The sequence below is a fragment of the Microvirga sp. HBU67558 genome, assembly GCF_018069605.1.
Lineage (GTDB): Bacteria > Pseudomonadota > Alphaproteobacteria > Rhizobiales > Beijerinckiaceae > Microvirga > Microvirga terrae.
The window spans coordinates 78,592-104,627 of sequence record NZ_JAGPUP010000558.1 but is presented as its reverse complement, the minus strand read 5'-3'; the positions used below and the strand labels follow the sequence as shown (position 1 = coordinate 104,627).

Sequence of the window (26,036 nt, the reverse complement as noted above, 5' to 3'; positions counted from 1 at the left end):
TCATTCCGCTCAGCGCTGGTCGACCTCGGTCACGAGGGCGACGCGCTTGTAGCCCGCCGTGGTGACGATCGACATCACCTGGGCGACACGGCCGTAATCCACCTTCTTGTCCCCGCGCACGAAGATCCGCTCGTCGAAGCCGGACTTCGACACCTCCGCGAGCTTGCCCACGATGGCCTCGTCCACCAGTTCGGCTTCGCCCAGGAACACCTGGCCGGTCGCCTTGATCGAGAGTGTCACGGGCGTCGCATCGGAATTCAGCGGCGCGGCCTTGGTCTGCGGCAGGTCGAGCGGCACGCCGGCGGTCATCATGGGAGCCGCCACCATGAAGATGATGAGCAGCACCAGCATGACGTCGATGAACGGCGTCATGTTGATTTCGTTGATCGCGCCGGGCGTGCGGCCGCGCCTGCGCCGCCGTCCGCCGCCCCCTGCCGCTCCTGCCGTCATGGCCATGCCGGATCCCCCTTACGCCGCGTTGGCGGGGTGGTGACCCGCATGGCCGATGCGCTCGTCGATCTGGCGCGACAGGATGGCCGAGAATTCGTCGGCGAAGCCTTCAAGCCGGGTCTGGAGCTTGCCGACCTCCGACTGGAGCTTGTTGTAGGCGAGCACCGCCGGAATGGCCGCGAACAACCCGATGGCGGTGGCGAACAGCGCCTCCGCGATGCCCGGCGCCACGACCGCCAGGCTGGTGTTCTTTGAGGCGGCGATCGACGTGAAGGAGTTCATGATGCCCACCACCGTGCCGAACAGGCCGATATACGGGCCGGCCGAGCCGATGGAGGCCAGCACCGTCAGGCGGGAATTGAGCCGCTCCACCTCGCGCTGGATGGTCACGTCGAGAACCTTGTCGATGCGCTGGGGCAGGCTCTGGAACGAGCGGCCCGAGCCCTCGAACGAACGCTTCCACTCGCGCATGGCGGCGACGAACACGGCCGCGAGGCCCGTGGCCGGGCGGCTCTGGAGGGAGCGGTAGAGTTCCTCGAGCGACTGGCCGGACCAGAACACGTCCTCGAATCGGTCCATGGCGCGCTTGGAGCGGGCGTAGAGGAGCGTCTTGTCGATGATGATGGCCCAGCACCAGACGGAGGCGGCCAGCAGGCCCAGCATCACGAGCTTGACGATGAAATGGGCCTGCCAGAACAGGCCGAAGAAGGACAGTTCGTGGGCCACAGGGACGGCCTGGGCCACATCAGCCGGGTTCATAATCTCTCGTCCTCGCTCTTGGAGCAGTCCTGGAAGACGACCCAGGGCTTCCCGCAACAGGTTCTAGGAAAATCTGTTCTTGTATTACCGTTCGTTCGCCCCTGAATCTGTCGAAAGTAAGGGCACATGGTAACAAGGCCCGAGATCCTCCGAGACCGTTACCTGTTAGGCACAGGTTAGGGTTAAGGTCTCGTTTAAGAGGGACCGCCTTGGAGCGGAAAATGCTGAAATTGATGAAAAAATCGCCCTGACATGCGCAAGAGGCAGGCCCCCTGCGCGCCCTGACCATGGGGCATGGCCTAGACGCCCGCCGTCAGGGCAGCCCGCAATTCGTCCGGGATCCGCACGGCCCGCCCTCCCCTCACGGCCGCCACCATGACGTCGGCCCTGACCAGCACCTCGTCGCCGCGCCGGACCTCCTGGGCGAGCGTCATCGAGGCGCCGCGCATCTCCTTCGGGCGGGTCACGACGGTGAGCACGTCGTCCATCACGGCGCCGCCGAGGAAATCGATGGTCATCTTGCGGACCACGAAGGCGAGCCCGCCCATCTCCGCATGCAGGTCCGATTGCGCGACCTCGACGGCCCGCAGGAGCTCCGTGCGGCCGCGCTCCATGAAGCGTAGATAGCTCGCGTGGTAGACGCGAGCCGAGAAATCCGTGTCCTCATAATAGACGCGCAGAGGGAGGATGTGAGCGCCGTCCTGCATGAAGCCGGAAAGGCTGGCGCCGAGGCTTGCCTCACTCATCTCCGTCCCCGTTGAACAGCCCGAACTGCGCCGCGGTCTCGCGGGTCGGCTCCGGGATGTCGAGATGCTTGAAGGCGTGGGGCGTGAGGATGCGCCCGCGCGGCGTGCGCTGCACGAAGCCCTTTTGGATCAGGTACGGCTCGATGATGTCCTCGATGGCGTCGCGCGGCTCGGACAGGGCCGCCGCGATGGTCTCGATGCCGACGGGGCCGCCGCCGAAGGAATTGGCGATCATCGTCAGGTACTTGCGGTCCATCAGGTCGAGCCCGATCGGGTCCACGTCGAGGAGGCGCAGGGACCGGTCGGCAAGATCGCGGGACACGGTCTGGACGCCCTCCACGATGGCGAAGTCGCGCACGCGGCGCAGGAGACGGCCGGCGATGCGGGGCGTCCCGCGGGAGCGGCGGGCGATCTCGTTCGCGCCCTCCTCGCTCATGCCGAGGCCGAGCACCCGGGCGCCGCGGCGCACGATCAACTCCAGCTCGTCGACGGTGTAGAACTCGAGCCGGATTGGGATGCCGAAGCGGTCGCGCAGGGGGGTGGTGAGCAGACCCGCCCGGGTGGTGGCGCCGACCAGCGTGAATTTCGGCAGCTCGATCTTCACCGAGCGGGCGGCCGGCCCCTCGCCGATGATGAGGTCGAGCTGGTAATCCTCCATGGCCGGGTAGAGAATTTCCTCAACGGCCGGATTCAGGCGGTGGATCTCGTCGATGAAGAGCACGTCGCGCTCTTCCAGGTTGGTGAGCTGAGCCGCCAGATCGCCCGCTTTCGCGATCACCGGACCCGAGGTCGAGCGGAAATTGACCCCGAGCTCGCGGGCGACGATCTGCGCCAGGGTGGTCTTTCCCAAGCCCGGAGGGCCGACGAAGAGCACGTGGTCGAGGGCGTCGCCGCGGGCCTTGGCGGCATCGATGAAGACCTGGAGATTGGCGCGCGCGGCCTTCTGGCCTGTGAAATCGTCGAGCGAGAGCGGCCGGATCGACGCATCAACGTCGTCCTCGCGCTTTTCGGGGCTGATCAGGCGGCGGGAATCGGTCAAAGAGGCTTACCTTCCAGAGACTTCATATAGGCGATGACCTTCTCATACGCCATTCCAGGTGGGATCAAAACAGGAACATTCCCTTATGATGAACCGGCTACCGCGCCAGCTCGCGCAGGCCAAGCCGGATCAGGGTCTTCGCCTCGGCCTCCTCGCCCGCCTGCTTCATGGCGGCGGCGACCGCGGCCGAAGCCTGAACCTGAGGGTAGCCGAGATTGACCAGGGCCGAGATGGCATCAGAGACAGGCGCTGGGGCGCTCTTGTCCTCGACCGCCCCGGTCAGGCGGATGAGGGCCGGATCGACGGCCGCGAAAGCCGGTGCCTTGTCCTTGAGCTCGGACACGATGCGCTGGGCGAGCTTGGGTCCCACGCCGGGACCGCGGGCCACGGACGCCTTGTCGCCGGTCGCGATGGCGGTCGCGAGAGCCCCGGGGTCGAGCACCGACAGGATGCCGAGCGCCACCTTGGAGCCCACGCCCTGGACCGATTGGAGCAGCCGGAACCATTCCCGCTCCGAATCCGACCGGAATCCGAACAGCCGGATCATGTCCTCGCGAACATGGGTCTCGATGGACAGAACAGCCGCCTCGCCGGTGGTGGGCAGGTTCTGGAGGGTCCGGGAGGAGCAATGGACCACGTAGCCGACCCCGTGCACGTCGAGGATCACGAAATCCTCGCCGTAGGAATCCACCACGCCCTTGAGTTTGCCGATCACGTTCGTCTCTGCTCCACAGCGTCACCTCAAGACCGCGGAGCGGAGCCGGTGACGGTTATCAAGTAAAACCCCTTCCTCTCTCGAGGAGGGTTTGGTCGCGCTTTGTTCTTACAGCGATCCCGGTCGCCAACTCAAGCTTCGTCCGAGACGGGGTTATGTGTTCGGGCTACCTCAGTAGCTCGCCGCCAGGGCCCGGGCCTTCCGGTGATGGGCGTGGGCGATCGCGATCGCGAGCGCGTCCGCCGCATCGGCCTTCTTGAAGTCCGCCTTGGGCAGCAGGATCCTCACCATGGCCTGGACCTGATCCTTGTCGGCGTGTCCCACACCGACCACGGTCTTCTTGACCTGGTTGGCGCCGTATTCCGCCACCGGCAGGCCGTGGAGGGCCGGGACCAGCAGGGACATGGCGCGGGCCTGGCCGAGCTTGAGGGTCGCCTGGGCGTCCTTGTTGACGAAGGTCTCCTCGACGGAGACCTCGTCGGGCGTCCAGGTCCGGATCACCTCCGTCAGACGGTCGTGGAGCTGCTTGAGGCGCAGGGCGAGGTCGAGATCGCCGTCCGACGTCACGACCCCGCAGGCCACGAAGGCGAGCTTCGTCCCCTCGACGGTGATGACGCCCCAGCCCGTATTGCGCAGGCCGGGATCCAGGCCGAGGATGCGGACGCGTTCGCTCACTTTTCGTTCTCCACCGTCGGGGTCGGACTTGCTCAGGCCATCCACGCCATCAACGGTTAAGAAGACGTGGATACCCAGGGTGAACCCGGGCGCCACGCACAGCCAAAATCACCCGGCCATCTTCTGCATCAGGGCGTCGGAGAGTTCGAAGTTGCCGTAGACGCTCTGGACGTCGTCGTGCTCCTCGAGGGATTCCATGAGCTTCATGAGCTTCTCGCCGGTCTCGTCGTCGACGGCCACCGGGGTCTGGGGCTTCCAGACGAGCTTGGACGCCTTCGGCTCGCCGAACTTGTCCTCGAGGGCCTTCGTCACCTCGTTGAGGGTGCCCTGGTCGCAATAGATCTCGTGGCCGTTCTCGGACGAGACCACGTCATCGGCGCCGGCATCGATCGCCGCCTCCAGCATGGCGTCCGCATCGGCCACGTCGGGACCGAACTCGATGTAGCCGACCCGGTCGAACATGAAGGAAACCGCGCCGGTCTCGGCCAGGTTGCCGCCGCTCTTGGTGAAGTAGGAGCGAATGTCGGAGGCCGTGCGGTTGCGGTTGTCGGTCATCGCCTCGACGATGATGGCGGCGCCGCCGGGGCCATAGCCCTCGTAGCGGATCTCGTCGTAGTTCTCCGCATCGCCCCCGGAGGCCTTGTTGATGGCCCGCTGGATGTTGTCCTTGGGCATGTTCTCGGCGCGGGCGGCCAGGATCGCGGCCCGCAGGCGCGGGTTCATGTTCGGATCGGGCATGCCCATCTTGGCCGCCACGGTGATTTCGCGGGCGAGCTTGGAAAACACCTTGGACCGCACCGCGTCCACCTTGCCCTTGCGGTGCATGATATTCTTGAACTGTGAATGCCCGGCCATGGGGGCCTCCGGAAAGTCCGGCCGAGGGCGGCTTGTCCCGCAAGCGCCCGTCAGGCCGTGAAAGTTGACGATGGCAGGCTTATAAGGCGGCGAAGGGCTTCAGGCAAAGCCCCCTTCTGCGACTTGCGTCGAAACAGGCCCGGCCGGTCAGGGCTGGCCGGTCCCGAGCCGCTCGAGGCCTCGGCGGAGAGCCTCCAGGCAGTCCGGATCGAAGGCCGTTCCGACATCCGCCGTCATGATGCCCATGGCCTTCGAGACCGGCATGGCAGGCCGGTACGGCCGGTCGGCCGTCAGGGCGTCGAACACGTCCGCCACGGAGATGATCCGGGTCTCGCGGCCGATCGCATCACCCATCAGACCCCTGGGGTAGCCCTTGCCGTCGAGCCGCTCGTGGTGGGCCCCGCCGATGCGGGCCAAGTCCTGGAAAGCGCCGATCCGGGACAGGATGGTCTCGCTGTAGAGGGCATGGTGGCGCACCGCGGCGAACTCCGCGTCGTCCAGCTTGCCCGGCTTGTCGAGGATCTCGTTGCTGACCCCGAGTTTCCCGATATCGTGGAGCAGGGCCGCTCTGCGGAGGCGACGTCTGCCCGCCTCGTCGAGGCCCATCTCCTCCGCGATCATGTCGGCGAAGAAGGCCACACGATCGCTGTGTCCGCTCGTATAGGGGCTCTTCGAGTCGACGACTCGCGCGAAGGCGGCCGCGATGTCGTCGAGATAATTCTCGTCCGCGAGTTCGATCCGCTGAGCGGGTTCGAGGGCGAAGACCGCGCTTTCGACCGCGTCCGACCCCAGGGTCTCCCAGAATGTCCGGCGTTCGGCCACGCGCTCGAATGCCTCGACGATCCAGGGGTCGAACCACGTGCCGGACCGCTCCCGCGCCTCCCGCCGGGCCGCCGCCTCCCCGGCGCCGGTATGAAACACGTCCACCACTTGGGCCAGAAGGGCGATGCGTGAATAGACCGGGATGTCGGCTCCCGCCGTGCCCATCGGCTTGCCGCCCCCGTTCCAATGTTCGTCGAGCGCCTGGATGCCCAGCGCAACGCCTTCGGGGAAGCGCAGCTGCCGGGCGATCTCGGCGCCGCGCTGGCAGCGGGTTTCGATCAGTTCGCGAGCGATCTCGCCCCCGTTCTGGACGATGTTGATCACCGTGCGGAACCGCTGCGCCAGCCCGGCCTTCAGGCCGGCATGGGACAGGACGAAGCCCAGAACCTGCGGGAGCCGGTCGCCCACGGACTTGAAGTCTCGTTTGAAGGTGAGGTCATCCGTCAGGTAGAGCTGGCAGATCCGGGCCGCGTTGCTGCTGCAGCCCAGATCCTTCAGGAGAAGCGTGTAATAGAGTTCCCAGAGAGCCGCATCGCCCAGTCCGAGTTCGCGCCCCACATGCACGCCAATCCAGCAGACCCTTACGCAATGGCCCACCGGCTGGCCTTCGGTCATGTCGAGAGCATGGCTGAGCGCTCCCAGGACCTCCGATAGCCGGACCGCCTGCGGAGCGTCAGTCAGATCGCTCCGCCATTCGCTTGATTGTACGCCCACCTGCTGCCCCCGGAGATCCAATCGGGATAGGTTTACGGGCCGCCACTTAAGAGATCGTGCCCGGACCCCTCTTCGCCCGCCCTTAAAATCCGAGCCAGGACGGCAGGTTGTGCATGGTCGCGAGAATGAGGTGGTAGGAGGCGCCCAGCACCGTGACCGTATAGGCGAGCCCCGCCAGGCCGATGAGGTACCCGACGATCAGCAGATAGCCGTCCTCCTCCATGATGGCGATGGACGCGATCACGAGCGCGATGGAGGGCGGGAAATTGGTGCCCGGGAACGGGATGAGCACCGAGACGGCAACCAGGAAGGCGAAGAACCCGACGACCCGGTCCCCGAGGGGCCCGAAGAGCGGAAGGAGCCGCGGCCGGCAGTAGCTCTCGAGCTTCCGGAGCCTGGGCTCGGCGATGTCGATGAGGCGCTTGAACTTCGCCGTGGACACGCTGCGCCGCAGGATGAAGCCGGGCAGCCAGGGCCGGGTATGGCCCAGCATCATCTGGATGCCGAAGATCAGGACCGGCGTGCCGACGATGCCGGCGATGCCCGGCGGGGCCGGCACGCAGTTCGGCAGGGAGAACAGGATCAACACGAACCCGAAGGCGCGCTCCCCGAAGGCCTCGATGATCTCGCCGATCGAGATCGTCTCGCCCTTGGCCTCGTCGATGACGGCCCGCAGGACTGCAGAGGCGCTCTGGTGCTCGTGGGCGCGATGGAACTCGCTCTCCTCGTGGTAGAGGCCCTTTTTCGGCCGTGTCGTCTCCGTATCCGCGTCCAAAGGTCCCCTCCGTGACGGGAGAGATGGGAACGGCGACGCTCCATGCCAAGGGAATGTGCGCTGTCGCGCGCTTCTCTTCCGTGCATCCTCGCATCGTCACCGGCCGTATGCCGGTGATCCCGATTGAAAAAATGATGCGCCTCACAGGATCGGAATGGCCAAGACAGGCCCGGCCATAACGTCGGAGGGCGCTGCTCAATCCCAGAACCGGGGCCAGGTCTCCTCCAGGTTCGGCCCGAGGCGAACCGCCGCCACCCGCCGTGCGAGGCCCGTGCGGTCGTCGGTCTCGACTGCGATGCCCGAAAGCGTGCCCTCCCCCAGGCCCGGTTCGAGGCGCGTGCCGGGCGTCTTCTGGAGGAACCGGCGGATCGCCTCTTCCTTCTGCATGCCGAGGACGGAATCGTAATCGCCGCACATGCCCGCATCCGACATATAGGCGGTGCCGCCCGGCAGGACCCGGTGATCGGCGGTGGGCACATGGGTGTGGGTGCCGACGACGAGGCTCGCCCGGCCGTCGAGATGATACCCCATGGCCTCCTTCTCGCTCGTCGCTTCCGCGTGCACGTCGACGATGACCGCATCGGCCACCTGCCCCAGCGGACAGGTTTCGAGCTCTCGGTCCACCGCCGCGAAGGGGTCGTCGAGCGCGTCCATGTACAGGCGGCCCATCACGTTGACGACGAGGACCCGGGCGCCCGAGCGGGTGTCGATGAGATTGGCGCCGCGCCCGGGCGTGCCCGGCGGGTAGTTCGCCGGCCGAAGCAGCCGGGGCTGACGCTCGATGAACACCAGCGTCTCGCGCTGATCCCAGGAATGGTTGCCGAGCGTGATGGCATCGGCGCCTGCGCCTAAGATCTCGTCGCAGATGACCTCCGTGATGCCGAATCCGCCGGCGGAGTTCTCGCCGTTGATCACCACGCAGTCGAGCTGCCACCGGTCGCGTAAGCCGGGCAGGCGCTCGATCACCGCGTTGCGGCCGGGCCGCCCGACGATGTCGCCGAGGAAGAGAAGACGCATGATGGGTCCTTGACTAGGAGGCCGTCCGAATGAGTTCGGCTTCGGTGATGACAACGTCGAGGAGCCGGTCATGGGGCTCGACCGGCACCTCGTCGATCTCCTGAACCGCATAGGCCAGCCCGATCGTCAAGACCGGATGCTGCCCCTCCAGCGCCGCGATGGCCCGGTCGAAATGCCCCTTGCCGTAGCCGATGCGCCCTCCCCGGCGGTCGAAGGCGACGAGGGGCACGAGGAGAGCCTTGGGAAACACCTCCGGGGCATCCGGGCCGGGCTCGCGCACGCCGAAGCCGCCTTTGACCAGCACGTCGCCGGGCTGCCACAGGCGCCAGCTCAGATGGGGGTGGAGGATCTGGGACAGGGCGACGTCCTGGCCGCGCGCGAGCAACGCTTCCATGAGCGGGCGCGGATCGACCTCGCTGCGGATCGGCCAATAGCCTCCGACCGGAGTCACGTCCTTCAACTCCGGCAATGCGAGAGCGCGGTCGGCGATGCCCCGCGCTGCCTCGTGGCGGACGTGTTTGTCGAGGCCATCGCGCCGCGCGAAAACCTCGCCGCGGACGCGTTCTTTCAGTTCGGAGGGGGGAGGAGATTGCATAAGGTGCGGAGCCACGAAAAGCCGTCGGAGAAGCGATCCCGGGAACCTACAAAGTAGGTGGGCGCCGTATGTCCCGGTCCACGGACCGGGTCAGGGACAGCTCCCTTCAGGATCGATAAGGCCCCGGGGAATATGAACTCCTAACGCGCCCCGCAGCCCCGCCTTCCCTATGTAGGGATCGGGATGGTCCGGGGGAAGGGGAAAAGTGGGGCGCCGCCCAATCTTTCTCGTCGGCGACCCGACCGAGGAATTCCGCTCAGGCCTGTCGCCGGCGATAATGGTATCGGTACATTTCGCGCGTGAAGCCCATGCCCTAATAGAGCGCCCGTGCGGGACCATTTGCGGCGACGACCGACAGGCATGCGCCCGTCGCCCCGTGCCGCGCCTGCGCCCATGAGAGAACCGCCGAGACGGCTTGGCGCGCCAAACCCCTGCGCCGGAGGGCGGGATGGGTGACGACGGAGTTCACGCAGACGATCCCGTCATGGACGGCGCCATAGGCAAGGGCCCCCGGGCGGCCGTCATCCCGGGGCACGGCCGCAAAGACGGCCGGAACCGACAAGCTTTCGAGGATCCTCCGATGGGTCCGGCGTGCGGGACCGCTCTGGCCGTGAAGCTCCGCGAGAGCGGCCATCCAGGCCTCGCCCGGAAGCCCCTGTTCCAGGAGCGCATCCGTCGCAGGCCGGGGCGGCGTCTCCTTGAAATCCATGAACAGCACGCAGCTCTCGTCCTCGGGCGGGTCGTAGCCCCGCCCGTCGAGGAGACGGCCGAGGGTGGGGTCAACCGTGGACGGCATGCAGAAGATCGTCGGCAGCCCTTGGGCTGCGTAGATTTCCTCGCAGTAGCGGACCTTCCGGTCCAGCGGCAGAATCCCCGGGCCGAGCAGGTTGACCGAGTTCGTGCGCCTTGTATGTCCCTCGGCCAACCGGATCAGCCAGCCGTCGAAGACCACCTCCCGAAGGGCGGGCCAGCCGTTCAGGCAGGCCTCCTCGACGCGTCTGGCGAGAGGATCGGCGGTTGGGGACGACATGTCCTGGCCGCCTCTCAGCCCTGCCCCGCCCCGTTCAGGCTGCGCGCGAGCCCCTCGATCCGCTCGGCCGCCATCTGGACGCCCTCGGCGAGCCTCGCCTCGATCCGTTCGAGGCGCTCGTCCCGCGAGGCATTGATGCTGTTGAGCGTCGCCACCTCCGCCTCCAGGGCGGCGACCCGCCGCTTGGTCTCGTGCAGCTCGTCCGCCTGGGCGATGGCCGCCATCACGTGAAGGCGCAGGTCGCCGATCTCGCCGAAGGCAACCCGCATGTCCTCGATCCGGGCATCGTAGGAGGCCGCCAGGCCCTCGAGATGCCCCTCCTCGCCCTCGCCGCAGGCCATGCGGTAGGTCTGCCCGGCAATCGTCACCGTCACCTGAGGCATGGCCTAGCCCTCCTCGGGCTCGAGCTGACCCGCCTGGGCCAGGACCGTCTGGACGGCTCCGATGGCCTGGCGGACCCGCCGGCCGACATCGTCCGTCGCCGCCTCGAAACGATGGAGCCTGGTGAGCGCACCGTCGAGCTCGACGGCCAGACGGGCCCGGTCGTCCTGCATGAGCTGGAGCTCGGTTTCCAGGCCGCCGCGCCGCCGGTCGGCCTCCAGACGACGGGAGACGGATGCCTCCAGAAGCCCCAAGGCCATGTCCAGCCGCTTCATCGCTTCCTCGAGTGTGGGCGCCATCATGCCTCCTGAATCGCGCACGACACTAGCGCATCGTGCGGAAAAGTGGACTCGGTTTTCCGCACCGAACGATGCGCCGCTTAAGGAATTGAGCATCGGATCGATCCCAAAAGTGGACCCACTTTTTGGTCCGATGCTCGAGCGCATCGCGGGCAAAAGTGGACCCGGTTTTCGGCACAATGCTCCTCGTGAGGAGGCGGGGCACCCGATTTCGCCGGCACCGGGACCGGAGGTCCTCAAGGGGATTACGCCGTTCCAGCCTTTGACTCGCCTTGGCCGCGTGTTAAGGAGCCCGGGCCTTTTCCGGACAGACCGCCCCGTTGCGGGGCCCTCAAGATTTGTGGATCTCGCCGTGCAAGATACCGTCCCCGTCGATCGCGTCACCCATTCCGATCTGGCGAACGCCGTGCGCGTCCTCGCCATGGACGCCGTCGAACAAGCCAAATCCGGCCATCCGGGCCTGCCCATGGGGGCGGCCGACATGGCGACGGTGCTGTTCACCAAATTCCTGAAATACGACGCCGCCGATCCGACCTGGCCCGACCGCGACCGGTTCATTCTCTCCGCGGGCCACGGCTCGATGCTGCTCTACTCGCTCCTGCACCTGACGGGCGTCAAGGGCATGACCATCGAGGAGCTGAGGAACTTCCGCAAGCTCGACTCGAAGACCCCCGGGCATCCTGAGAATTTCATGACCCCGGGCGTCGAGACCACCACCGGCCCCCTTGGCCAGGGCCTTGCCACGGCGGTGGGCTTCGCGCTCGCCGAGCGCATGCTGAACGCCGAATACGGCAGCGACCTGGTCGACCACTACACCTATGTGCTCGCCTCCGACGGTGACCTGATGGAGGGGATCAGCCAGGAGGCCATCGCGCTCGCCGGCCACCTGAAGCTCAACCGCATGATTGTCCTGTGGGACGACAACCAGATCTCGATCGACGGACCGCTGTCGCTCTCCGATTCCGTTGACCAAGTGAAGCGTTTCCAAGCCTGCAACTGGAACGCGGTGCGCGTCGACGGCCACGACCCCAAGGCTCTCCAACGCACCATCGCCCGGGCCCAGAAGTCCGACAAGCCGACCCTGATCGCCTGCCGGACCACCATCGGCTACGGAGCCCCGAAGAAGGCCGGCACCTCCAAGGCCCATGGCGAGCCGCTCGGCGCCGAGGAACTGGCCGGCGCCAAGGCCGCCTACGGCTGGAGCCACGCGCCCTTCGAGATTCCGGACAACATCCGCGACGCCTGGGCGAAGGCCGGCAAGAAGGGCCGCCGGCAGCGCAAGGCCTGGACCGATCGCCTGAAGGCCCTGCCCGCCGAGAAGCGCGCCGAGTTCGAGCGCCGGGTGAAGGGCGTGCGTCCCGAGGGCTTGGCCGACGCCGTCGCCCGGCTGAAGGACCGGCTCGTCGCCGAGCCGCAGGCCGTCGCCACCCGCAAGGCGAGCGAGATCGCCCTCGAGGTCATTACGGAGGCGGTGCCGGAGCTGATCCTGGGCTCGGCCGACCTGACGCCGTCCAACAACACCAAGACCAAGAACCTGACCGCCATCTCGCCGGGCAACTACGCTGGCCGCTACATCCATTACGGCATCCGCGAGCACGGCATGGCAGCGGCCATGAACGGCATCGCGCTCCATGGCGGCTACGTGCCGGCCGGCGCAACCTTCCTGGTCTTCACCGATTATGCCCGTCCCGCCATGCGCATCGCGGCGCTCGCCGGCATTCCGGTGGTCTACGTGATGACCCACGACTCGATCGGCCTCGGCGAGGACGGCCCCACCCACCAGCCCGTGGAGCATCTGGCCGCCCTTCGCTCCATGCCGAAGATGCGCGTGTTCCGCCCGGCGGATGCCATCGAGACGGCGGAAGCCTGGCAGCTCGCCCTCGAGCGCACCGACGGGCCGAGCACCCTGGCGCTCACCCGCCAGAACCTGCCGCAGGTCCGGCGGGACGGCGGCGCGACCAATCTCTCGGCCACGGGCGCCTACGAGCTCTCGCCGGCGAACGGCAAGGCTCGCGTGACCATCTTCGCGTCGGGCTCCGAGGTCGAGATTGCGCTCGCGGCCCAAAAGCTTCTCGACGAGCAAAGCTTCGCCGTCCGTGTCGTGTCGGTCCCCTCGCTCGACCTCTTCCTGGCCCAGCCCGAGAAGGTCCGCGCCCGCGTCATCGGCGACGCGCCGATCAAGGTCGCGGTCGAGGCGGCGGTGCGCTTCGGCTGGGATTCGGTCATCGGCCCGGACGGAATTTTCGTCGGCATGCATGGGTTTGGCGCCAGCGCGCCCTACAAGGACCTTTACAAGCACTTCGGCATCACGGCCGAAGCCGTGGCCGAGAAGGTCCTCCGGACACACAATCTCTGAGGCTCGAGAAGACCTGAGGCCTCGCTACACAAGGGAGCTAAGACTATGACGGTGAAGGTCGCGATCAACGGATTCGGTCGCATCGGACGCAACATCCTCCGCGGCATCGTGGAGAGCGGCCGCAAGGACATCGAGGTGGTTGCCATCAACGATCTCGGGCCGGTCGAGACGAACGCTCACCTGCTCCGCTTCGATTCCGTCCATGGCCGCTTCCCGGCCGACGTGCAGGTCGACGGCGAGTTCCTCGTCATCAACGGCCAGAAGATCCGCGTGACGGCGATCAAGGATCCGGCGACTCTGCCGCACCGGGAGCTCGGCGTCGACATCGCCATGGAGTGCACCGGCATCTTCACCTCGAAGGAGAAGGCCTCGGCGCACCTAACCGCCGGCGCCAAGCGCGTCATCGTCTCGGCCCCGGCCGACGGTGCCGACCTCACGGTCGTCTACGGGGTCAACGACGACAAGCTGACGAAGGACCACGTGGTCATCTCGAACGCCTCCTGCACCACGAACTGCCTCGCCCCCGTGGCGAAGGTGCTTCATGAGGCGGTGGGCATCGAGAAGGGCTTCATGACGACGATCCACTCCTACACCAACGATCAGCCGACCCTCGATCAGATGCACAAGGATCTCTACCGCGCCCGCGCGGCGGCCCTGAACATGATCCCGACCTCGACCGGCGCCGCCAAGGCGGTGGGCCTCGTGCTGCCCGACCTGAACGGCAAGCTCGACGGTTCGTCGATCCGCGTACCGACCCCGAACGTCTCCGTGGTCGACTTCAAGTTCGTGGCCAAGAAGAACACCACGAAGGAGGAGATCAACGCGGCGATCAAGGCTGCCGCCGACGGCCCGCTGAAGGGCATCCTCGGCTACACGGACCAGCCGAACGTCTCGTCCGACTTCAACCACGATCCGCATTCCTCCGTGTTCCACCTCGACCAGACCAAGGTGATGGAGGGCAACTTCGTGCGCGTGCTGTCTTGGTACGACAACGAGTGGGGCTTCTCGAACCGCATGGCGGACACCGCCGTCGCCATGGCGAAGCTCATCTAAGGGAGGCCGCTTCATGACCGCCTTCCGCACGCTCGACCAGGCCGACGTCAAGGGAAAACGCGTTCTCGTCCGGGTCGATCTCAACGTCCCGATGGAGAACGGCCGGGTGACGGACGCGACGCGCATCGAGCGCGTCCTGCCCACCATCCGGGAGATCGCCGACAAGGGGGGAAAGGTGATCCTTCTCGCCCATTTCGGACGCCCGAAGGGACGCGATCCCAAGGAATCCCTGAAGCCGGTCGCGGAAGCGGTCTCGACGCATCTCGGAAAGCCCGTGGCCTTCGCCGACGACTGCATCGGCGCGGCCGCGGGCAAGGCCGTCGCCGCCCTGAGGGACGGCGACGTGCTGCTCCTGGAAAACACCCGCTTCCATGCGGGCGAGGAGAAGAACGATCCGGCCTTCGTGCAGGATCTGGCGAAACTCGGCGACCTCTACGTGAACGACGCGTTCTCGGCGGCCCATCGCGCCCACGCTTCCACCGAGGGTCTCGCCCGCGTGCTGCCGGCCTATGCGGGCCGCACCATGCAGGCGGAACTCGATGCCCTGACCAAGGGCCTGGAAGCTCCCAAACGCCCGGTCGTCGCCATCGTGGGCGGCGCCAAGGTATCGACCAAGATCGATCTGCTCGAGAACCTCGTCGCCAAGGTGGATGCTCTGGTGATCGGCGGCGGCATGGCCAACACCTTCGTGCACGCCATGGGCCTCGGCATCGGCAAGTCGCTCGCCGAGAAGGATCTGGCCGCGACCGCCCTGCGGATCATCGACAAGGCCCGTGAGGCCAATTGCGCCATCATCCTGCCCGTCGACGGCGTCTGCGCCTATGAATTCAAGGCCGGCGCGATGAATCACACCTACGGCATCGACGCGATCCCCGAGGACCAGATGATCCTCGACGTGGGCTCGCAGTCGGTCGAGCGCGTCTCGGCGGCGATCAACGACGCGGCCACGCTGGTGTGGAACGGCCCGCTCGGCGCCTTCGAGATCGCGCCCTTCGACCAGGGCACGGTGGCGGCCGCCCGCCATGCGGCCCAGCGGACGAAGGACGGCAAGCTCGTCTCCGTGGCGGGCGGCGGCGACACGGTGGCGGCCCTCAACCACGCCGGCGTTGCGGACGACTTCACCTATGTATCGACGGCAGGCGGCGCCTTCCTCGAATGGCTCGAGGGCAAATCGCTGCCCGGCGTGGAAGCGCTGAGAGCCTGAGACCAGGCTTGGCAGAGTGGCTCCCCACTGTGCCAAGCGAAAGCGCGCCGCATCGCGCGGGATAGGGGACCCGGTCCTCCGCGCTCACCGATGCACCAGGTTAGAACAAGTATCGGCTGGGCCTCAAAAGCGGGATCCACTTTTAGGGCCGATGCTCTAGATGGCTTAAGCTGAGGTTCAGCTTCTGCGCTGTTTAAAACCAAAACCAAGACGGAGGACTAAATGGCCCGCATTACCATGAGGCAGCTTCTGGATCACGCAGCCGAGCAAGGCTACGGCGTGCCTGCCTTCAACATCAACAACATGGAGCAGGCGCTCGCGATCATGGCGGCTGCCGGCGAAGTCGATGCGCCGGTGATCATCCAGGCGAGCCGCGGTGCGCGTTCCTACGCCAACGACGTCATGCTCAAGCACATGATGGATGCGGTCACCGAGATCTATCCGCACATTTCGGTCTGCGTGCATCTCGACCACGGCAACGAGCCCGCCACCTGCATGACCGCCATCCAGGCCGGCTTCACCTCGGTGATGATGGACGGCTCCCTCAAGGCCGACGGCAAGACTCCGGCCGATTGGGACTACAATGTCGGCGTCACCCGGAAGGTGGTCGAGATGGCCCATCTCGGCGGTATTTCGGTGGAAGGCGAGCTCGGCGTGCTCGGCTCGCTCGAGAGCGGCGAAGGCGAGGCCGAGGACGGTCACGGCGCCGAGGGCAAGCTCTCGCACGACCAGCTGCTGACCAATCCCGACGAAGCCGTGAAGTTCGTGGCCGAGACCAAGGTCGACGCGCTCGCCATCGCCATGGGCACCTCGCACGGCGCCTACAAGTTCACCCGCAAGCCGGACGGCGCGATCCTCGCCATGCACGTGATCGAGGAGATCCACAAGAAGCTCCCGAACACCCACCTGGTGATGCACGGCTCGTCCTCGGTCCCGCAGGACCTCCAGGACATCATCAACCAGTACGGCGGCCAGATGAAGCCGACCTGGGGCGTTCCCGTGGAGGAGATCCAGCGCGGCATCAAGCACGGCGTGCGCAAGATCAACATCGACACGGACAACCGCATGGCGATGACCGGCCAGATCCGCAAGGTCCTGACCGAGAACCCGGGCGAGTTCGACCCGCGCAAGTATCTGAAGCCCGCCATGGAGGCGATGACGAAGCTCTGCAAGCAGCGTCTGCAGGAGTTCAACACCGCCGGCCAGGCCTCCAAGATCAAGCGCGTGTTCACCCTGGCCGAGATGGCCAAGCGCTACGCCTCCGGCGAACTCGACCCGACCTTCGGCACGAGCCGCCAGGCGGCCGAATAAGCGTTCCGCTTTTCGCCTCAATCCTCACCGACAAGCGGGGCCTCGCAAGACGGCCCCGTTTTCGTTATGGGAATGCTGTCTATCCTCTTTCGTGACCTCGAAGATCCATGGCCGATACCGCCGCCCGCCTCTACCTCATCACCCCCGTCCTGGAGGACGCCTCCTTCGCGCCGCGCCTGGCCGAGGCCTGCGCCACCGGAGCCGTGGCGGCCGTCCTGCTACGGCTCGGCTCCGCCGACGAGCGGAGCTTGATCAATCAGGTCAAGGCGCTCGCCCCGGCAGCGCAGGAGCATGGCGCGGCCGCGATCGTCTCAGCCGAAGGCGAGGCGGATCTTGCGACCGTTGCGGCCCGGGGCGGCGCCGACGGCGTGCATGTTCCGGGCGATCCGGCCCGCCTGCGCGAATTGCGAGACCGCCTGAAATCCGAGCGCGTCATCGGAGCCGGATCGATCCGGACCAAGGATGACGCAATGACCCTCGGCGAAGCCGGGGCCGACTACCTGCTCTTCGGCGAGCCGCGTCCGGACGGATCCGTGCCCTCTCTGGAGAGCGTGGTGGAGCGGGCCTCCTGGTGGGCCGAGATCTTCGAGACGCCGTGCGTGGCCTATGCGCCAAGCCTCGACGCGGTCGAGCCCCTGGCGGCCACGCAGGCGGAATTCGTCGCCTTGGGCGAGGCCGTCTGGTCCCATCCTGACGGGCCAGCGGCGGCCGTGAAGGCGGCCCTGGAGATCCTGGACCGGCAGGAGGCCTCGCGCTGATGCGGCTGTCCTGGATCATCGGCGGCGTTCTGCTGGCGGCTTCCGCGACCGCGAGCCCTGCCAAGGAGCTTGATCTCGCCTACGGGGCCTATCAGCGCGGCCTCTACGAAACGGCCTTCCGCGAAGCGACCCTGCGGCTGGAGAAGAACAACAACGATGCGGCTGCCATGACCCTCTTGGGCGAGCTCTACAATCAGGGCCTCGGGATCGCCATGGATCCCAAGAAGGCGTCCGAATGGTACCGCCTGGCGGCGCAGCGCGGCGACGCTAATGCGCTCGCGTCCCTGGGGCTGATGGCCCTCGACGGCCGCGGAATGGCCAAAAACGCCGGGCAGGGCCGCGCCTGGCTCGAAGAGGCCGCCGCCAAGGGCAACCCGCTGGCCTCCCACAATCTCGCCCTGCTCCTGCTCACCAGCGGCAACGACGCGGACCTGCAGAAGGCCGTCGAACTCCTGAAGAGGGCAGCCGCCGCGGAGATCCCGGATGCGCAGCATGCGCTCGGCGTGCTCTACCTCAAGGGCCGGGGCGTCGCTCGCAGTCCCGCGGATGCGGCCCGGCTGTTCGAGCGTGCCGCCCGCAACGGCAGCTCGGTCGGCGAAGTGGAATACGCGATCCTGCTCTTCAACGGGGACGGTGTTCCGGCCAGCGAATCCCAGGCCGCGCGCTATTTCCGCCGCGCCGCCGCCAAGGGCAATGCCATCGCGCAGAACCGTCTGGCCCGTCTCCTCGTCGCCGGTCGCGGCGTGCCCGCCAACAAGGTCGATGCGGCGGCCTGGCATATTCTGGCAGCCGCCCAGGGACTCGCCGACCCCTGGCTCGACGACGCGCTCAAGGACATGAGCGCCGAGGACCGCAAACGCGCCGAGAAGCTGGCTGCGGAGCGCCTCGGCATGCGCTGAGTGCATGAAATGCCCTGGGCCCGGGATCATTTGCGTCTCGGCCCGGTTGACCACCGCTTGACGCAACTCGCCCCGTGGTCCATCGACCACACCTTCTATTGATATTCGCTCTTTGCCAGGACCTGCCCGATGATCCGTTCGCCCCTCATGACCGTCATGACCGATGCCGTGATGAAGGCTTCGCGCTCGCTCAAGCGCGATTTCGGCGAGGTCGAGAACCTGCAGGTCTCCCGCAAGGGCCCGGGCGATTTCGTCTCGGCGGCCGACCGCAAGGCGGAAAAGATCCTCCGCGAGGCGCTCGAGAAGGCGCGCCCCGGCTACGGCTTCATCATGGAGGAGGAAGGCGTGGTCGAGGGCACCGACACGAGCCATCGCTGGCATATCGACCCGCTCGACGGCACCACGAACTTCCTGCACGGCCTGCCGCAATTCGCGATCTCGGTCGGGCTTGAGCGCGACGGACAGATCGTCGCCGGCGTGATCTACGATCCGGCCAAGGACGAATTCTTCATCGCCGAGCGCGGCAAGGGCGCCTATCTCAACAACCGCCGCATCCGCGTGGCGGCCCGCGGCGACCTCGCCGATGCCGTCGTGGCCTGCGGCCTGCCCCATATCGGCCGGGGCGATCATGGCCTCTTCCTGCGCGAGACCGCCGCCGTGATGGGCTATGTGGGCGGCATGCGCCGCTGGGGCGCCGCCTCCCTCGACCTCGCCTATGTGGCCTGCGGGCGCTTCGACGCCTATTGGGAACGGGGCCTGAACTCCTGGGACATGGCGGCCGGCATCCTGATGGTCCGCGAGGCGGGCGGCTTCGTGTCCGACGCGGACGGCGGCAGCGACCCGATGGCCAAGGGCTCGATCGCGTGCGGCAACGAGGTCATGCATCGCGACCTGCTCAAGCTGCTGAAAAAAGCCAAAGGCTAGTCTTTCCGCCGACGATATTTCTGTTCGTGCCGGCCAAGGGGGACCATGGTCGCGCTTGATCCTTCGGACGGGCGCGGTCACATTAGCGCATCGTGCGGAAGAGTGGCCCCGGTTTTCCGCAGGGAACGATGCGCCGCTTCAGGGCGAGGAGCATCGGATCGATCCCGAAAGTGGATTCCACTTGCGGGTCCGAGGCTCTAGAGCAGGCCCGAAGCACGAACGCACAGGATAGCGATGGCGGACCAACCCCTTACCCCACCGCGGATCTACCTGATCCGCATGGCGGTCTTCCTGGTTCTGGCAGGGTTTGTCGCCTTCATCCTCTACCGGCAGATCTGGGAGGCGTTCCAGGCCAATCCCGGCCTCAACGCGCTGATCCTGGGCGTCATGTTCATCGGCATCGTGCTGGCCATCCGGCAGGTCTGGCGGCTCTTTCCCGAAGTGCGGTGGGTCAACACCCTGCGGCAATCCGAAGACGGGCTCGTCGCCCCCTCCCCGCCGGTCCTGCTGGCGCCCCTCGCGGCTCTCCTCGGCAACCGTCCCGGCCAGGCGGGCTTTTCCGTCGCCGCGACCCGCTCGGTGCTCGATTCCATCGGGGCCCGCCTCGACGAGAGCCGGGAGATCGTGCGCTATCTCGCCGGCCTTCTGGTGTTCCTGGGCCTGCTCGGCACCTTCTGGGGCCTGATCGATACGGTGGGCTCGGTCGGGCGCATCATCTCGTCGCTGCGCACCGGCCAGGACACGGCAGTGCTCTTCGACGAGCTGAAGAACTCCCTGGCCGGCCCCCTGCAGGGCATGGGCCTGTCGTTCTCGGCTTCGCTCTTCGGCCTCGCGGGCTCCCTCGTCCTGGGCTTCCTCGACCTTCAGGCCGGCCAAGCTCAGAGCCGCTTTTACACGGAGCTGGAGGACTGGCTCGCCACCTCCACCATGGACACGCCGGCCGATACGTCCCTGCGCTCCGGCGCCACCTCGCACGACCTGACGGTGGCGCTGAACCGCCTCACCGCGGCCGTGAACGACGGTGCTGGCGGCCGGGCCGCGACCCAGGCCATGGCCAATCTGGCCGAGGGCGTGCAGGGTCTCGTGCAGCACATGCGCGCAGAGCAACAGATGATCCGCGACTGGGTCGAGGCTCAGGCTGCCCGCGAGAAGGAGCTCAAGCAGGTGCTCGACCGCCTCTCCCGTGAAAGGCTGCCCTGATGCCGGTCTCGAGCGCAGGAGGCCGGCGGCGCGGGCGCGGCGGCCAGATCAATTACTGGCCTGGCTTCGTGGATGCCCTGTCGACGCTGCTGCTCGCCATCATCTTCCTGATCTCGGTCTTCACGGTGGGCCAGTTCTTCCTGTCCCGCGAGCTGTCGGGTCGCGACACGGTGCTCGACCGCCTCAACCGCCAGATCTCGGAACTGACCGACCTTCTCTCCCTCGAGCGCTCGAACCGGCGCACCATCGAGGACACGGTCACGTCCCTGCAGACCACCCTGCGCGCCAACGAGGCCGAGCGGGCGCGCCTGCAGAGCCTTCTCGACAGCGGCGGCGCCGCGCAGGTTCAGGCGCAGGAGCTGGGCACCCAGCTCGAAACCGAGCGTCAGGCCACCGGCCGGGCCCTGAGCCAGGTCGAGATCCTCAACCAGCAGATCGCCGCCATGCGCCGTCAGCTGGCCGCCCTCGAGGACGCCCTATCCGCGTCCGAGAACAGGGACAAGGAAAGCCAGGCCCGCATCGCCGACCTCGGCAGCCGCCTCAACGTGGCTCTGGCCCAGAGGGTCCAGGAGCTCGCCCGCTACCGGTCCGACTTCTTCGGCCGCCTGCGGCAGATCCTCGGCAGCCGGCCCGACGTGCGCATCGTCGGCGACCGCTTCGTATTCCAGTCCGAGGTGCTTTTCCCGGCCGGCCAGGCCTTCCTGCGGCCGGAGGCCTCCGGCGAGATCGACCGCATCGCCTCCGCCCTCATCGAATTGGAGCGTCAGGTTCCGCCGGACATCCCCTGGGTGATCCGCGTCGACGGCCACACCGATCAGCGGCCCATCAACACCTCGCAGTTCCCGTCGAACTGGGCCCTGTCCTCCGCCCGCGCCATCGCGGTGGTGCAGGCGCTCGTCGCCCGCGGCGTCCAGCCCCAGCATCTCGTCGCCGCCGGCTTTGGCGAGTTCCAGCCCCTCGACAGCGGGACGACGGAGGAGGCCTATGCGCGCAACCGCCGTATCGAGCTGAAGCTCACGGAGCGGTGAGCCGCGCAAACCGGTTCGTCGCGGCCACGATGGTCTCGGTCATGCCCGGATCGCGCGCGTCGTGCCCGGCCTCGGCCACGACAATGAGTTCGCTGCCGGGCCAATGCCGTTGAAGGCTCCAGGGCGTCACGAGTGGACCCCCGATATCGAGCCGGCCGTGGATCAGGATGCCGGGAATGTCGGCAAGGCGGCCGGCGTCGCGCAGCAGAGCCCCCTCCCCGAGCCAGGCGCGATGGCGCCAGTAATGGGTGACGAGCCGCGCGAACCCCAAGCGGAAGGCCGGATCCTCATACCGGGGATGGGGCTTGTGGCCCGGATGCACCGCCACGATGGCCATTTCCCAGTCGCACCAGTCCCGGGCGGCCTTCTCGTGGACGCCACGGTCCGGATCCATGAGAAGGCGGTGATAGGCCTCGACGAGGCTCCCCGCCCGATCCGCCTCGGGGACGCCTGCCCTGAACCGGCTCCACGCCTCGGGGAAAAAGGCCCCGACGCCTCGGGTGATCCAGTCGATCTCGGCCGCCGTGGTGGTGGCGATGCTGAACAGCACCATTGCCGAAACACGCTCCGCATGCCGCTCGGCATAGGCGAGCGCCAGGGTCGAGCCCCAGGAGCCGCCCAGCAGCAGCCAGCGCCCGACCCCGAGATGCTGCCGCAGCCGTTCGATATCCGCGATCAGATGGGCGGTCGTGTTGGTGGACAGGTCGATGCCGGGTTCGCTCGCATGGGGTGTGCTCCGCCCGCTGCCGCGCTGATCGAACAGCACGATCCGGTAGACCCTCGGGTCGAAGCTGCGCCGCGCATTCGCGGTGCAGCCTGAGCCGGGACCTCCGTGGAGAACGAGAGCCGGCTGTCCAGCCGGATTCCCGCAGACTTCCCAGTAGACGCAATGCCCGTCCCCGACGTCGAGCATGCCGGCATCGAAGGGTTCAATGGGTGGGTAAAGATCGGGCATGAGCCGTGTTCTAGCATGCCCGGACGGGCACACCAGAACGGCAGACCTTTGCGCTTACCTCTTCCCTAGAGCCAGCGCGACGTCATGGACCTGATCTCCGACGCGTCGAATGGTGTCGACGACCTGCTGGCGCGGGACGTTCCAGCGGTCGGACCAGTACTGGAGATCCCACGGCTCGAGGACGTTGATGCGGGGGGAATCCTGAGGGTGCCTCCTGCTGACCACCATGCCGTCCTCCGGGCCGGACGAATCGCCTGTGCAGGTCCTGTCTCCCATGAAAGCATGGCAAACATGGGTCGGGCAGAGACTTTATTCGGCCGCCTCGTGATGCTCCTCGGCGCTCGTGAACTGGAGTCGGGCCAAACGGGCATAGAGACCACCCTGGGCAAGGAGCGTCTCGTGGGTGCCCTCCTCGACGATCACGCCCTTGTCCATGACCAGGATGCGGTCGGCGGAGCGCACGGTAGCCAGGCGATGGGCGATGACCAGAGTGGTGCGGCCTTCCATCAGCCGGTCGAGGGCGGTCTGGACCTTGCGCTCGCTCTCCGCGTCGAGCGCCGAGGTCGCCTCGTCGAGGAGCAGGATCGGGGCGTCCTTCAGGATCGCCCGGGCGATGGCGAGACGCTGGCGCTGGCCGCCCGACAGGGTCACGCCGCGCTCGCCGATCATGGACCGGTAGCCCTCCGGCAGAGCCTGGATGAAGCCGTCCGCGGAGGCGAGTTCGGCAGCGCGGCGCACCTCCTCCTCGCTGGCGTCCGGGCGGCCGTAGCGGATGTTGTCGAGGACCGAGGCGGCGAAGATCGTCGGCTCCTGAGGCACGAGGGCCATACGGGCCCGCAGGGCAAAGGGGTCCGCCTCCTGGATCGCCACCCCGTCGACCCGGATCGTTCCAGCTTGAGGATCGTAGAAGCGCAGCAGCAGCTGAAGGATCGTGCTCTTGCCGGCTCCCGAGGGCCCGACGATGGCGACGCGCTCTCCGGATTGCACGGCAAAGCTCAGGCCGTGGACCGCGCGCTGGTCGGCCCGGGTCGGATAGGCGAAGTGCACATCCGTGAAAGCCACCGTGCCGAGCGGCGGCTCCGGCAGCGCTTTGGGTTGGCGCGGCCGCTCCACGGCCGGCTTCGCGGCAAGGATCTCGCCCAGGCGCTCCGCAGCGCCGGCCGCCTGGGCGAGTTCGCCGTAGACCTCCGAGAGCTGGCCGAGAGAACTTGCGGCAAAGACCGCATAGAGCACGAACTGCGACAGGCGCCCGCCGGTCATCTGCCCGGCCAGGACGTCCTGGGCGCCGTACCAGAGCACGCCGACCACGCTCGCCGAGATCAGGAAGATGCCGGCCCCGGTCAGGAAGGCCCGCATGGTGGTCGACAGCCTGGCCGCGTCGAAAGCGTCCTCGGCGGCTGCAGCGAAGCGGGCGGCGGTGAGGCTCTCCATGCCGAACGCCTGCATGGTCCTGACAGCCCCGATCGCCTCCGCGGCATAAGCGGAAGCATCCGCGAGGCGGTCCTGGGCGGCGCGCGAGCGCCGCCGCACGGCCCGGCCGGAGAAGACCAGGGGCAGGACGATGACCGGGATGGCGAGAAGCACGAGCGCCGAGAGCTTCGGGCTCGTGATGATCATGAGGACGGTCGCGCCAAGAAAGAGGAAGAGATTGCGCAGGGCGATCGAAATGCTGACCCCGAAAGCCGCCTTGACCTGGGTGGTGTCCGCGGTGAGCCGGGAGACGATCTCACCGCTCTTGGTCTGGTCGAAGAAGGCGGGATCGAGGGAAGTCAGGTGCCGGAACACGGCGGAGCGCAGGTCGGCCACGACCCGTTCGCCGAGGGTGATGACGCAGTAGTAGCGAAGGGCGCTCGCCAGGGCGAGCACGCCCACGACCACGACCAGCAGGGCGAAATAGGCGTTGATGTAGGCCCGGCCCTGTTCCGAGAAGCCGAAATCGATGACCCGCCTGACCGCGATCGGCACGACCAGAGTGGCAGCCGACGCCATGGCGAGGGCAACCAGCGCCGCCGCGATCCGCCCCTTGTAAGCCAGGCCGTAGGGAACGAGCGGCTTCAGGGCGCTCAGCGCAGCCTTGGGGCGGTTCTGCCCTTGGGAATGGTCGGCCATGACACCTTACGTCTTCGGGAATTGCGACATCGGGCGGTTTAGCACCATTAGCCCGGCTTGTTTCAAGGTCTTAAGTGAGGTATAGGCGCGCATTCATCAATTCAGGCTCGATCTCAACATTGCGGGCTGACCAGATCTGGCTGGCCGCAAGAAGGACTATGGCAATGGCGCGCAAAGAAACCGATCATCCCGACTACCACTTCATCAAAGTGGTCATGACCAACGGCACCGAGTACACGACCCGCTCGACCTACGGCAAAGAGGGCGACACCCTCAACCTCGACATCGACCCGAACACCCACCCGGCCTGGACCGGCGGCCAGCAGCAGCTGCTCGACCGTGGCGGTCGCGTGTCGCGCTTCAACTCGAAGTTCGGCGGCCTGGGCCTCGGCGGCAAGAAGTAAGCTGGCGCCTCGCGTCGGTTTCTTCAGACCGGAATGCAAAAGCCCCGCTTCGGCGGGGCTTTTTCTTGGCTCATTCTCTTGCCCTGGCCAGGAACGCCGCAGTGTAACGCCGCCATCGCCGAGCTTGTCCGGGCGATGGCGACCCGGGCCGGGCCAAAGCCGCTACTCCGTCAGCCCGAAAGCCCGCTGGAGCATGCCGAGCTGCGTGGCGACCGGGTTAGGAACCGGGGCTTGAGAAGGCGCTCCGGCTTCGGCGATGAGGCGCTCGAGATGGAGGATCCGGGTGTGAAGCCGTGTCGCCAAGCCCATCAGCTCGCGCAGGCGCTCGGGAAGCGTCTCGTATTCGGAAACCGTGGTGGCGGTGTCATGGGAGTTCAGGCGGACCCGGTTCTTCTCCAGCTGCGCCTGATCAGGGGAGATCTCCCCTTCGGCCACTGCGCGCTGCAGCAGCAGCCATGAGGCGATCTGCATCAGGCGGGTGGTGAGGCGCATGCTCTCGCTGGCATAGACGAGGCTTTCCTGGCGCGGCAGATTGCGGGATCCCTCACGGCCGGGGCCGTCGAGATAAGCGGCGGTTTCCTCGATGAGCTCCATGCCCTCCTGGAAGAGGGCCTTGAAGGCTTCGGACCCCACGAAACTCTGTCCGAACCGGACAGGATCGACATCGAGCTGGATCACGTCGGGTTCGTTCACGCACATCTCCCAAAAACCTGCCCTCCGCACCGAACGACGGAGGTTGCGACCTGTTGAGATGACTATAGGACGGTCCCGCTGGTCTTGCCTCGGTAACCTCTTCTTAAGGTTAAGGCGCCAACCACAAAAATCGAGCCGCTCGCGGCGGCTCTTCAAGTCTCACAGGGAAGCGTCAAACAGAGTAGGCTTCGAAGCCACTCGGCATCCAGGACGAGGCCCGGATGCCTGACATCTAACCCGGAAATGGTTAACGGGCCGTTAAGGACGTTC

At 66.9% G+C, this 26,036-nt stretch carries 28 protein-coding genes and 1 other RNA gene; 10 read left to right on the top strand and 19 right to left on the bottom strand.

Features of this window, described 5'->3' with window-relative positions; all coding sequences use genetic code 11:
• Positions 1 to 9 precede the first annotated feature (9 nt).
• The 15 genes from KBI52_RS28080 to KBI52_RS28010 all read right to left on the bottom strand — a co-directional run bounded on the left by KBI52_RS28080 (position 10) and on the right by KBI52_RS28010 (position 10,872).
• Complete coding sequence (locus KBI52_RS28080; RefSeq protein ID WP_173948015.1) at positions 10 to 456, bottom strand: biopolymer transporter ExbD; 447 nt, start codon at positions 454 to 456, stop codon at positions 10 to 12.
• Positions 457 to 468: 12 nt separating this feature from the next.
• Entirely contained in the window at positions 469 to 1,209 is a 741-nt protein-coding gene (gene tolQ, locus KBI52_RS28075; RefSeq protein WP_173948016.1) for a protein TolQ, read from the bottom strand.
• A 299-nt stretch (positions 1,210 to 1,508) separates the two neighbouring features.
• Positions 1,509 to 1,955, bottom strand: a complete 447-nt coding sequence (gene ybgC / locus KBI52_RS28070; protein WP_210812417.1) for a tol-pal system-associated acyl-CoA thioesterase — start codon at positions 1,953 to 1,955, stop codon at positions 1,509 to 1,511.
• Positions 1,948 to 2,994 carry a Holliday junction branch migration DNA helicase RuvB gene (ruvB, locus tag KBI52_RS28065; protein ID WP_173948018.1) on the bottom strand — a complete coding sequence of 349 codons (1,047 nt, stop codon included), beginning with the start codon at positions 2,992 to 2,994 and terminating at the stop codon, positions 1,948 to 1,950. Before ruvB ends, ybgC begins: the two co-directional genes overlap by 8 nt.
• Positions 2,995 to 3,091: 97 nt before the next feature.
• Positions 3,092 to 3,709 carry a Holliday junction branch migration protein RuvA gene (ruvA, locus tag KBI52_RS28060; RefSeq protein ID WP_173948019.1) on the bottom strand — a complete coding sequence of 206 codons (618 nt, stop codon included), beginning with the start codon at positions 3,707 to 3,709 and terminating at the stop codon, positions 3,092 to 3,094.
• Positions 3,710 to 3,880: 171 nt separating this feature from the next.
• Positions 3,881 to 4,384, bottom strand: coding sequence for a crossover junction endodeoxyribonuclease RuvC (gene ruvC, locus KBI52_RS28055; protein ID WP_173948020.1), 504 nt, complete (start codon positions 4,382 to 4,384; stop codon positions 3,881 to 3,883).
• A gap of 108 nt (positions 4,385 to 4,492) precedes the next feature.
• A complete protein-coding gene (locus KBI52_RS28050) occupies positions 4,493 to 5,239 on the bottom strand; it encodes a YebC/PmpR family DNA-binding transcriptional regulator (RefSeq protein WP_173948021.1) in 747 nt (248 codons plus the stop codon).
• Positions 5,240 to 5,386: 147 nt separating this feature from the next.
• Positions 5,387 to 6,676 carry an HD-GYP domain-containing protein gene (locus tag KBI52_RS28045; RefSeq protein ID WP_210812428.1) on the bottom strand — a complete coding sequence of 430 codons (1,290 nt, stop codon included), beginning with the start codon at positions 6,674 to 6,676 and terminating at the stop codon, positions 5,387 to 5,389.
• A 181-nt stretch (positions 6,677 to 6,857) separates the two neighbouring features.
• Entirely contained in the window at positions 6,858 to 7,550 is a 693-nt protein-coding gene (locus KBI52_RS28040) for an exopolysaccharide biosynthesis protein (RefSeq protein WP_173948022.1), read from the bottom strand.
• 195 nt (positions 7,551 to 7,745) lie between these two features.
• Positions 7,746 to 8,567 carry a TIGR00282 family metallophosphoesterase gene (locus KBI52_RS28035; protein WP_210812416.1) on the bottom strand — a complete coding sequence of 274 codons (822 nt, stop codon included), beginning with the start codon at positions 8,565 to 8,567 and terminating at the stop codon, positions 7,746 to 7,748.
• A gap of 13 nt (positions 8,568 to 8,580) precedes the next feature.
• Positions 8,581 to 9,162: a 5-formyltetrahydrofolate cyclo-ligase gene (locus tag KBI52_RS28030; RefSeq protein WP_173948024.1), complete on the bottom strand. Its 582-nt coding sequence runs from the start codon at positions 9,160 to 9,162 to the stop codon at positions 8,581 to 8,583.
• A 4-nt stretch (positions 9,163 to 9,166) separates the two neighbouring features.
• Positions 9,167 to 9,324, bottom strand: a non-coding RNA gene (ssrS, locus tag KBI52_RS28025) — 6S RNA.
• 151 nt (positions 9,325 to 9,475) lie between these two features.
• Positions 9,476 to 10,192, bottom strand: a complete 717-nt coding sequence (locus tag KBI52_RS28020) for a GNAT family N-acetyltransferase (protein ID WP_210812415.1) — start codon at positions 10,190 to 10,192, stop codon at positions 9,476 to 9,478.
• A gap of 14 nt (positions 10,193 to 10,206) precedes the next feature.
• A complete protein-coding gene (gene zapA / locus KBI52_RS28015) occupies positions 10,207 to 10,575 on the bottom strand; it encodes a cell division protein ZapA (protein ID WP_173948026.1) in 369 nt (122 codons plus the stop codon).
• A 3-nt stretch (positions 10,576 to 10,578) separates the two neighbouring features.
• Positions 10,579 to 10,872 (bottom strand): DUF4164 domain-containing protein, encoded by a 294-nt coding sequence (locus KBI52_RS28010; RefSeq protein WP_173948027.1) that lies wholly within the window; start codon positions 10,870 to 10,872, stop codon positions 10,579 to 10,581.
• A gap of 421 nt (positions 10,873 to 11,293) precedes the next feature.
• On the opposite strand from KBI52_RS28010, the gene tkt reads away from it, so the two are divergent.
• From tkt to KBI52_RS27965, 9 genes are all read left to right on the top strand, one after another.
• The gene (gene tkt / locus KBI52_RS28005; protein ID WP_247654702.1) at positions 11,294 to 13,228 is read left to right on the top strand and encodes a transketolase; all 1,935 of its coding nucleotides are present in this window, start codon (positions 11,294 to 11,296) and stop codon (positions 13,226 to 13,228) included.
• Between the two features lie 45 nt (positions 13,229 to 13,273).
• Positions 13,274 to 14,281, top strand: a complete 1,008-nt coding sequence (gene gap / locus KBI52_RS28000; protein ID WP_173948029.1) for a type I glyceraldehyde-3-phosphate dehydrogenase — start codon at positions 13,274 to 13,276, stop codon at positions 14,279 to 14,281.
• A gap of 13 nt (positions 14,282 to 14,294) precedes the next feature.
• A complete protein-coding gene (gene pgk, locus KBI52_RS27995; RefSeq protein WP_173948030.1) occupies positions 14,295 to 15,485 on the top strand; it encodes a phosphoglycerate kinase in 1,191 nt (396 codons plus the stop codon).
• A gap of 222 nt (positions 15,486 to 15,707) precedes the next feature.
• Positions 15,708 to 16,796: a class II fructose-bisphosphate aldolase gene (fba, locus tag KBI52_RS27990; RefSeq protein WP_210812413.1), complete on the top strand. Its 1,089-nt coding sequence runs from the start codon at positions 15,708 to 15,710 to the stop codon at positions 16,794 to 16,796.
• A 107-nt stretch (positions 16,797 to 16,903) separates the two neighbouring features.
• On the top strand, positions 16,904 to 17,554 hold the full coding sequence (locus tag KBI52_RS27985) for a thiamine phosphate synthase (RefSeq protein ID WP_210812412.1): 651 nt from the start codon (positions 16,904 to 16,906) through the stop codon (positions 17,552 to 17,554).
• A complete protein-coding gene (locus KBI52_RS27980) occupies positions 17,554 to 18,453 on the top strand; it encodes a tetratricopeptide repeat protein (protein WP_173948033.1) in 900 nt (299 codons plus the stop codon). Before KBI52_RS27985 ends, KBI52_RS27980 begins: the two co-directional genes overlap by 1 nt.
• A 129-nt stretch (positions 18,454 to 18,582) precedes the next feature.
• Positions 18,583 to 19,377 carry an inositol monophosphatase family protein gene (locus KBI52_RS27975; RefSeq protein ID WP_173948034.1) on the top strand — a complete coding sequence of 265 codons (795 nt, stop codon included), beginning with the start codon at positions 18,583 to 18,585 and terminating at the stop codon, positions 19,375 to 19,377.
• Positions 19,378 to 19,611: 234 nt separating this feature from the next.
• Complete coding sequence (locus tag KBI52_RS27970; RefSeq protein WP_173948035.1) at positions 19,612 to 20,577, top strand: flagellar motor protein MotA; 966 nt, start codon at positions 19,612 to 19,614, stop codon at positions 20,575 to 20,577.
• Positions 20,577 to 21,605, top strand: coding sequence for a peptidoglycan -binding protein (locus KBI52_RS27965; RefSeq protein ID WP_173948036.1), 1,029 nt, complete (start codon positions 20,577 to 20,579; stop codon positions 21,603 to 21,605). The genes KBI52_RS27970 and KBI52_RS27965 overlap by 1 nt, the downstream gene beginning before the upstream one ends.
• Here KBI52_RS27965 and pip read toward each other — a convergent pair.
• The 3 genes from pip to KBI52_RS27950 all read right to left on the bottom strand — a co-directional run bounded on the left by pip (position 21,592) and on the right by KBI52_RS27950 (position 24,669).
• Positions 21,592 to 22,560 carry a prolyl aminopeptidase gene (gene pip, locus KBI52_RS27960; protein WP_210812411.1) on the bottom strand — a complete coding sequence of 323 codons (969 nt, stop codon included), beginning with the start codon at positions 22,558 to 22,560 and terminating at the stop codon, positions 21,592 to 21,594. The genes KBI52_RS27965 and pip overlap by 14 nt on opposite strands.
• A 54-nt stretch (positions 22,561 to 22,614) precedes the next feature.
• On the bottom strand, positions 22,615 to 22,788 hold the full coding sequence (locus KBI52_RS27955) for a DUF3606 domain-containing protein (protein ID WP_173948038.1): 174 nt from the start codon (positions 22,786 to 22,788) through the stop codon (positions 22,615 to 22,617).
• Between the two features lie 81 nt (positions 22,789 to 22,869).
• Complete coding sequence (locus tag KBI52_RS27950) at positions 22,870 to 24,669, bottom strand: ABC transporter transmembrane domain-containing protein (RefSeq protein ID WP_210812410.1); 1,800 nt, start codon at positions 24,667 to 24,669, stop codon at positions 22,870 to 22,872.
• A gap of 164 nt (positions 24,670 to 24,833) precedes the next feature.
• On the opposite strand from KBI52_RS27950, the gene rpmE reads away from it, so the two are divergent.
• Entirely contained in the window at positions 24,834 to 25,073 is a 240-nt protein-coding gene (rpmE, locus tag KBI52_RS27945; RefSeq protein WP_173948040.1) for a 50S ribosomal protein L31, read from the top strand.
• A 162-nt stretch (positions 25,074 to 25,235) separates the two neighbouring features.
• Here the strand turns inward: rpmE and KBI52_RS27940 are convergent, their stop codons facing one another.
• Positions 25,236 to 25,766, bottom strand: coding sequence for a DUF1465 family protein (locus KBI52_RS27940; protein ID WP_210812409.1), 531 nt, complete (start codon positions 25,764 to 25,766; stop codon positions 25,236 to 25,238).
• Positions 25,767 to 26,036 lie beyond the last annotated feature (270 nt).

Bases quoted from the DNA above. Each gene is read 5' to 3' on its own strand.
- KBI52_RS28080 (WP_173948015.1), bottom strand. From the start codon at position 456: ATGGCCATGACGGCAGGAGCGGCAGGGGGCGGCGGACGGCGGCGCAGG.
- tolQ (WP_173948016.1), bottom strand. From the start codon at position 1,209: ATGAACCCGGCTGATGTGGCCCAGGCCGTCCCTGTGGCCCACGAACTG.
- ybgC (WP_210812417.1), bottom strand. From the start codon at position 1,955: ATGAGTGAGGCAAGCCTCGGCGCCAGCCTTTCCGGCTTCATGCAGGAC.
- KBI52_RS28050 (WP_173948021.1), bottom strand. From the start codon at position 5,239: ATGGCCGGGCATTCACAGTTCAAGAATATCATGCACCGCAAGGGCAAG.
- KBI52_RS28045 (WP_210812428.1), bottom strand. From the start codon at position 6,676: ATGACCGAAGGCCAGCCGGTGGGCCATTGCGTAAGGGTCTGCTGGATT.
- KBI52_RS28035 (WP_210812416.1), bottom strand. From the start codon at position 8,567: ATGCGTCTTCTCTTCCTCGGCGACATCGTCGGGCGGCCCGGCCGCAAC.
- KBI52_RS28030 (WP_173948024.1), bottom strand. From the start codon at position 9,162: ATGCAATCTCCTCCCCCCTCCGAACTGAAAGAACGCGTCCGCGGCGAG.
- KBI52_RS28020 (WP_210812415.1), bottom strand. From the start codon at position 10,192: ATGTCGTCCCCAACCGCCGATCCTCTCGCCAGACGCGTCGAGGAGGCC.
- zapA (WP_173948026.1), bottom strand. From the start codon at position 10,575: ATGCCTCAGGTGACGGTGACGATTGCCGGGCAGACCTACCGCATGGCC.
- KBI52_RS28010 (WP_173948027.1), bottom strand. From the start codon at position 10,872: ATGGCGCCCACACTCGAGGAAGCGATGAAGCGGCTGGACATGGCCTTG.
- tkt (WP_247654702.1), top strand. From the start codon at position 11,294: ATGGACGCCGTCGAACAAGCCAAATCCGGCCATCCGGGCCTGCCCATG.
- gap (WP_173948029.1), top strand. From the start codon at position 13,274: ATGACGGTGAAGGTCGCGATCAACGGATTCGGTCGCATCGGACGCAAC.
- pgk (WP_173948030.1), top strand. From the start codon at position 14,295: ATGACCGCCTTCCGCACGCTCGACCAGGCCGACGTCAAGGGAAAACGC.
- fba (WP_210812413.1), top strand. From the start codon at position 15,708: ATGGCCCGCATTACCATGAGGCAGCTTCTGGATCACGCAGCCGAGCAA.
- KBI52_RS27985 (WP_210812412.1), top strand. From the start codon at position 16,904: ATGGCCGATACCGCCGCCCGCCTCTACCTCATCACCCCCGTCCTGGAG.
- KBI52_RS27980 (WP_173948033.1), top strand. From the start codon at position 17,554: ATGCGGCTGTCCTGGATCATCGGCGGCGTTCTGCTGGCGGCTTCCGCG.
- KBI52_RS27975 (WP_173948034.1), top strand. From the start codon at position 18,583: ATGATCCGTTCGCCCCTCATGACCGTCATGACCGATGCCGTGATGAAG.
- KBI52_RS27970 (WP_173948035.1), top strand. From the start codon at position 19,612: ATGGCGGACCAACCCCTTACCCCACCGCGGATCTACCTGATCCGCATG.
- KBI52_RS27965 (WP_173948036.1), top strand. From the start codon at position 20,577: ATGCCGGTCTCGAGCGCAGGAGGCCGGCGGCGCGGGCGCGGCGGCCAG.
- pip (WP_210812411.1), bottom strand. From the start codon at position 22,560: ATGCCCGATCTTTACCCACCCATTGAACCCTTCGATGCCGGCATGCTC.
- KBI52_RS27955 (WP_173948038.1), bottom strand. From the start codon at position 22,788: ATGGTGGTCAGCAGGAGGCACCCTCAGGATTCCCCCCGCATCAACGTC.
- KBI52_RS27950 (WP_210812410.1), bottom strand. From the start codon at position 24,669: ATGGCCGACCATTCCCAAGGGCAGAACCGCCCCAAGGCTGCGCTGAGC.
- rpmE (WP_173948040.1), top strand. From the start codon at position 24,834: ATGGCGCGCAAAGAAACCGATCATCCCGACTACCACTTCATCAAAGTG.